This is a genomic window from Parabacteroides sp. 52, from assembly GCF_010500925.1.
Lineage (GTDB): Bacteria > Bacteroidota > Bacteroidia > Bacteroidales > Tannerellaceae > QVMG01.
Genome location: NZ_QVMG01000048.1, coordinates 1 through 3,509, shown reverse-complemented (window position 1 = coordinate 3,509; position 3,509 = coordinate 1). Strand labels below are relative to the sequence as shown.

The window sequence follows — 3,509 nt, the reverse complement described above, 5'->3', positions numbered from 1 at the left end:
CACTGCAAGCAGTGGTCCCCCTCTTCTTATCCAAGAAGAGGAGCTGGGATAGTGCTGGTTGATGCATAGGGGATTTGAATGATTATAAACAATATAAACCATTGTACTTCAGCAAACAAACAGCAGAAACAATAACCCCGAAGGGGTTTCAAGTGAATAACCGCGGGTTGTCAAACCCGTGGTATACGGTATAAAGTGACCTCTAAATAAAAGTGCTGATAATTGTCGACAAAAGTGCCGATATATATCGGCACTTGTGCCGACGTATATCAGCAATTTTGCCGACGATTGTCAGCAATTCTATTTCCCCACCTTTTTGCACATATAAAATTGCATTTTTTCAAATTAGTTGAAGAATTGAATATTCTATTTGTAGAATATAGGGTGCGCCTCGGCATAGCTCAAACAAGTTTGGCTCTGCGCTCGGCTTTCGCTATATTTGCAGAATATAGGATGCGGTCCGGCAATCCGCAATAGAAAATAAATTTTCCTTTTGGATTACGCTAACCTTTTGTATATTTGCAGAATATAGGATGCGACTCGGCAATCCTCAATAGAAAATAAATTTTCCTTTCGGATTACGCTTGTCTTTCACTATATTTGCAGTATCGTTTAGAATTAAATAGAAAAATGAAAAAGATTATTTTTATTTGCATGGCTATCCTGTTGACAACCGGTTCGGTTTTTGCCCAGGAAGCAGAGAAGGTAGAGGTGGTTACTCCTCCTCAGGAAACAGAAGAGTCTGGCGCTGTTATTGCAACAGAAGAGGCCAGCTATGATTTTGGAGATATCAAAGAGGCGGACGGTAAAGTGTCGCACACCTTTGAAATTTCCAACAAAGGAAAAGCACCGTTGGTTATGACGCGTGTGATTGCCTCTTGCGGATGTACAACGCCGGAGTGGACTAAAGAACCGATTGCTCCCGGAAAGACAGGTACTGTCAAGATTACCTTTGATCCGGCACATCGTCCGGGTCCGTTTGCCAAACCTGTATCTGTTTATAGCAATGGAAAAGCGGGCAGCTTTATGCTTACTATCCGCGGTAATGTCATTCATGAATAACCGGATATAAACCTATTGTATGAGATTGACCCTCCAACGCATTGTTTTGGCATGGATAGGATTTTTTCTTATCCCCGTTTTGTATGCGCAAAACAATCCGCAGATAAGTGTGGAGGAGCTCACCTATGATTTTGGAACTATTTATGAAGCGGACGGCTTGGCCAGTCATGTCTTTCAGGTAAAGAATACCGGCCAGGCCCCCTTGGTGATTACGCGGGTTACGGCATCCTGTGGATGTACCCAGCCGCAATGGTCGAAAGAACCGATTGCTCCCGGGAAGAGCGGGCAGCTGAAGATCACTTTTGATCCCAAAGGCCGCCCGGGGCCTTTCTATAAAACGGTCTCTATATACAGCAATGGCAAGAAAGGCAGTTACAACCTGGCTGTCAAAGGAACCGTTAAACCCAAAACGCTGCAACCCGTATTCAACTATCCCTATTCCATCGGAGAGTTGAAACTGCATACCAAGACGATCTTATACAGTACGATTCGTCCGGATGAAAAACTGGAAGAGCGTATCCATATTTTAAATGACAGTCAGAAAGCCCTGACCATTCAATTGGGTAAATTGCCCTCTTTCTTCTCGGTAGAAGCGGATCCGGATGTGATCCAACCGGGGGAGATGGGTACATTGACCATCGTATTGGATGCCGCCGCTGTGAAGCGCAAAGGACGTGTGGCTGTCTCCCTGCCTGTGACCGTCAGTAGCTCCGACCTGAAAGAGTCGCAAGGGCAGATACAAATCGCCGCCAATATTATAGACAATTTCAATAAACTGACAGCGGCAGAGAAAGCCTTGGCGCCGGTAGCCCATTTGTCCGGTACGCTTTTGGAGTTTGGTCAACTGCCCACCAAAGGCGGTATTATCCCTTTGATAGGCGGGAAGGCTACAATCTCTTTTGATATAACCAATACAGGAAAGTCGCCGTTGAATATATACAGTGTGACCAGCGACGACGAACGATTGGATATATCCGGAGGCAGGCGTGAGTTGAAACCCGGAGCGACAGCCACCTTCAAAGTGTCTATTCGCCCCAAAGATGTCAAGACGAAACTCGAATCGCTCATAAATGTTGTCTGTGACGACCCGAACGGCCCCGTTCGCCTTATCAAGGTCACAGCCTATAAATAACAAAGAAATGATGGAACATCCTGAAAACGAAGAATTGTATAAGGGATTGAAAGTGAATAAGGGCGTCTCTGATGTACCTACGGTTAATCCCTACCTCAAAAAGCGGGTGCAGCGCAGGCAATACTCTCCGGCGGAGTTTGTCGAAGGAATCCTCAAAGGAGATATAACGATTCTCAGTCAGGCTGTTACATTGGTAGAAAGTGCGCGGCAAGAGCACCAGGTGTTGGCGCAGGAAATCATTGAAAAATGCCTGCCTCATGCCGGTAACTCCGTCCGTATAGGTATAACCGGTGTGCCGGGGGCAGGGAAAAGTACCTCGATCGATACCTTCGGTATGCACCTGTTGAAGCAACAGCATAAGTTAGCCGTATTGGCTATTGATCCGAGCAGTGAACGCACGAAAGGCAGTATACTGGGAGATAAAACACGGATGGAAGACCTCTCCCGTCAGCCTAATGCCTTTATCCGCCCTTCCCCTTCAGCAGGTTCTTTGGGGGGAGTTGCTCGTAAGACGCGGGAAACGATTGTGCTTTGTGAAGCGGCCGGCTTCGACACTATCTTTGTGGAGACGGTCGGCGTGGGACAGAGTGAGACGGCTGTGCATTCGATGGTCGACTTTTTCCTGTTGATCCAACTGGCAGGTACCGGAGACGAACTGCAAGGGATCAAGCGTGGCATCATGGAGATGGCTGATGGCATTGTGATCAATAAAGCAGATGGGGATAATGTGGACAAAGCCAATCTGGCGGCTGCCCAGTTCAGGAATGCCCTGCACCTATTCCCTCCTGCTGCGTCCGGCTGGACTCCGCAGGTGCTTACCTACTCGGGGTATTATAACCTGCGAATCAAAGAGATAGGCGAGATGATAGACGCCTATGTCGCTTTCACTCAAAAGAACGGTTACTTTGAACATAAACGCAACGAGCAGTCGAAATACTGGATGTATGAAAGCATCCATGAGGCCTTGCGGGATAGCTTTTATCATAATCCCCGGGTAGAAGAATTATTGCCTTTTGTCGAAGGCCAGGTTTTACGCAACGAGATAAGCTCCTTTGTCGCTGCAAAACAAATGATGGAAACGTATTTGTTGACGAACGAGGGGGGAGAAATGGTTAACGATTAATGATTAACGATGAGTGGTCAGTGTTTAGTGGTTAGTGATTAGTGATGAGTGGTTAGTGATGAATGATGCGTGAAGCATGAAGGATTATAATTTACAATTTATAATTAACAATTAATTATCAGTGACTGGCACTATCTTGGCTCCTCTTCTTGGATAAGAAGAGGGGGACCACTGCTTGCAGTGGTGGAGCAG

General features: G+C 46.4%; 3 protein-coding genes. All 3 read left to right on the top strand.

All coding sequences use genetic code 11. The annotated features are described in order from the left end of the window. Nucleotides 1–630 precede the first annotated feature (630 nt). From D0T51_RS12075 to meaB, 3 genes are read left to right on the top strand one after another with little or no spacing between them, the layout of a single operon-like run. The gene (locus D0T51_RS12075; RefSeq protein WP_163729635.1) at nucleotides 631–1,062 is read left to right on the top strand and encodes a DUF1573 domain-containing protein; all 432 of its coding nucleotides are present in this window, start codon (nucleotides 631–633) and stop codon (nucleotides 1,060–1,062) included. A 19-nt stretch (nucleotides 1,063–1,081) separates the two neighbouring features. Further along, nucleotides 1,082–2,194 carry a DUF1573 domain-containing protein gene (locus D0T51_RS12070; protein ID WP_163729633.1) on the top strand — a complete coding sequence of 371 codons (1,113 nt, stop codon included), beginning with the start codon at nucleotides 1,082–1,084 and terminating at the stop codon, nucleotides 2,192–2,194. Nucleotides 2,195–2,204: 10 nt separating this feature from the next. After that, complete coding sequence (meaB, locus tag D0T51_RS12065) at nucleotides 2,205–3,317, top strand: methylmalonyl Co-A mutase-associated GTPase MeaB (RefSeq protein WP_163729637.1); 1,113 nt, start codon at nucleotides 2,205–2,207, stop codon at nucleotides 3,315–3,317. Nucleotides 3,318–3,509 lie beyond the last annotated feature (192 nt).